This is a genomic window from Variovorax sp. 01T439_2, assembly GCF_056398445.1.
Window position 1 is genome coordinate 1 of the sequence record NZ_JBFTPJ010000772.1, and the last position, 2885, is coordinate 2885.

2 protein-coding genes are annotated in these 2885 nt (G+C 67.2%); both read right to left on the bottom strand.

Annotated elements, in window-relative coordinates; genetic code table 11:
• Nucleotides 1-1367, bottom strand: a 1367-nt coding sequence (locus tag AC1DOC_RS27485; protein WP_478130901.1) for an acyl-CoA dehydrogenase family protein, incomplete at its 3' end; no start/stop codon positions are given.
• 136 nt (nucleotides 1368-1503) lie between these two features.
• Nucleotides 1504-2679: an acetyl-CoA C-acyltransferase gene (locus tag AC1DOC_RS27490; RefSeq protein WP_012748025.1), complete on the bottom strand. Its 1176-nt coding sequence runs from the start codon at nucleotides 2677-2679 to the stop codon at nucleotides 1504-1506.
• Nucleotides 2680-2885 lie beyond the last annotated feature (206 nt).

Consider the following 2885-nt stretch of genomic DNA (forward strand, 5'->3'; position numbering starts at 1 on the left):
CGCCAGTACTGCTCCACCGGAAAGTCGCGCGTGTAGCCGTAGCCGCCATGCACCTGGATGGCCAGCGAATTGGCCTCCAGGCACCACTCGCTGGGCCAGCTCTTGGCAATGGGCGTGAGCACCTCCAGCAAGAGGCGCGCGTCGTCCGCGGCCTGCGCGTTGCCGGTCTTCTGCTCGTCGACCAGCCGCGCGCAGTACAGCTCCAGCGCCAGCGCGCCTTCGCAGTACGCTTTCTGCGCAAGCAGCATGCGGCGCACGTCGGCATGCTCGATGATGCGCACCTGCGGGCTGGCCGAGTCCTTGGCGACCGCCGTGCCGGGCTGCTCCGCCTTCTTCACGAGCCGGCCCTGCGGCCGCGTCTTCGCATAGTCGAGCGAGGCGTAATAGCCGGCCATGCCCAGCATGGTGGCGGCCGTGCCGACGCCGATGCGCGCCTCGTTCATCATGTGGAACATGCAGTGCAGGCCCTTGCCGGGCTCGCCGACCAGGTAGCCCACCGCGCCCGCCTTGCCATCGACCGGGTACTTGCCCTCGCCGAAGTTCAGCAGCGTGTTGGTGGTGCCGCGCCAGCCGAGCTTGTGGTTGAGGCCGGCGAGCGCCACGTCGTTGCGCTCGCCGGTCAACTCGCCTTGGGTGTTCACCATGCGCTTGGGCACGATGAACAGCGAAATCCCGCGCGTGCCCGGCACCAGCTTGCCGTTCGCGTCGGGAATCTTGGCGAGCACGATGTGCACGATGTTCTCGGTGAGCTCATGGTCGCCCGCCGATATCCACATCTTGTTGCCCGTGAGCCGATAGCGCGGCCCGAGCGGATCGCCCTGGTAGCCGTCGCCATCGGGCACGGCGCGCGTGGCCACGTCGCTCAGCGAGGAGCCGGCCTGCGGCTCGGACAGGCACATGGTGCCGGCCCAGCGGCCCGAGAACTCGTTCTTGGCGAACACTTCCTTCTGCATCTCGGTGCCGTGCACCATCAGCAGGTTGGCGTTGCCGCTCGTGAGCATGTTCGAGCCGATGCTGACCGACGCCATCGCAAAGAAGCTGTTGGCCGCGGCCTGCAGCGTGTAGGGCAGCTGCATGCCGCCGATGTCGTAGTCCTGCGCCGCGCTCATCATTCCCGACTCGACAAAGGCCTTGTGCGCGTCATGCGTGGCCTGCGGCAGCACCACCTTCTCGCCGTCGAAATGCGGCTCCTGCGTGTCGACGATGCGATTGGCCGGCGCGTACTTTTCGCGCGCAATGCGTTCGCAGGTGTCGAGCACCGCATCGAAGGTCTCGCGCGAGTGGTCCGAGAAACGCTCGCGCTGGCTCAGCGATTCCGCGTCGAGCCAGTCGTAAAGCAGGAAGTCGAGGGTGGGACGCAGGCTCATGATCGATCTCGGTGTGAATGGGTGCGCGGGTTCTGCGCCAGGAACACCGCGGAACCGGCTCCGCCGGGCCGCCGGTGTTGCCCCCGGAAGGGAGTTGGCGGAGGCGACACGAAGTGCGCCGCAGACTGAGGGAGAGTCAAAGAACTTCGAAGACGCCCGCAGCACCCATGCCGCCGCCGATGCACATCGTGACCAGCACCTTCTTGGCGCCGCGGCGCTTGCCTTCGATGAGCGCGTGGCCCGTGAGGCGCTGGCCGCTCACGCCGTAGGGGTGGCCCACGGCAATGGCGCCGCCGTCCACGTTCAGGCGGTCGCCCGGAATGCCGAGCTTGTCGCGGCAGTAGATCACCTGCACCGCGAAGGCTTCGTTCAGTTCCCACAGGTCGATGTCGTTGACCGTGAGGCCCAGGCGCTTGAGCACCTTCGGGATCGCGAACACCGGGCCGATGCCCATCTCGTCGGGCTCGCAGCCGGCCACCGCAAAGCCGAGGAAACGGCCGAGCGGCTTCAAGCCCTTCTGCTGCGCGTACTTTTCGTCGACCACCACGCAGGCGCCGCCACCGTCGGAGAACTGGCTTGCATTGCCGGCCGAGATCAGGCCGCCGGGCATCGCCGAACGGATGCCGCTGATGCCTTCCTTGGTGGTGCCGGGGCGAATGCCCTCGTCGTTCTCGATCGTCACTTCCTTGGTGCGCAGGCCCATCACGGGATCGGCCACGCCGGCCAGCACCGTGATCGGTGCGATCTCGTCCTTGAATCGGCCGGCCTCGAGCGCGGCCGTGGCCTTCTGCTGGCTGGCGGCGCCGTACTCGTCCATGGCGTCGCGGCCGATGTTGTAGCGCTTGGCGACCTGCTCGGCCGTCTGCAGCATGTTCCAGTAGATCTCGGGCTTGTGCTTCACGAGCCAGGGGTCGGCCAGCATGTGCTTGTTGGCTTCGTTCTGCACGCAGGAGATGCTCTCCACGCCGCCGGCCACGTACACCTCGCCCTCGCCCGCGATGATGCGCTGGGCGGCGGTGGCGATGGTCTGCAGGCCCGACGAGCAGAAACGGTTGATCGTCATGCCCGAGGTGGTCACCGGGCAGCCGGCGCGCAGCGCGATCTGGCGTGCGATGTTGGAGCCGGTCGCGCCCTCGGGCGTGGCGCAGCCCATGATCACGTCGTCGACTTCGGCGGCTTCGATGCCGGCGCGCGCAATGGCGTGCTGCACGGCATGGCCGCCGAGCGTGGCGCCGTGCGTCATGTTGAAGGCACCCTTCCAGCTCTTCGCGAGCGGCGTGCGGGCGGTGGAAACGATGACGGCGCTGGTCATGGTGAGGTCCTTTGAAGATGGAAGGGAAAGAGGGTTGTGGTCGTCATTGCGCCGGCGCGGCGTTGCCGTTGCGCAGGAGCTGGTGATAGAAGCCGATCATCTCGCCGTAGTTGGCGATGGAGACGCGCTCGTTGTTGCCATGGAAGCGCGCAAGGTCCTCGCCCTTCATGCGCAGCGGCGAGAAGCGGAAGACCGCGTCGCTCACG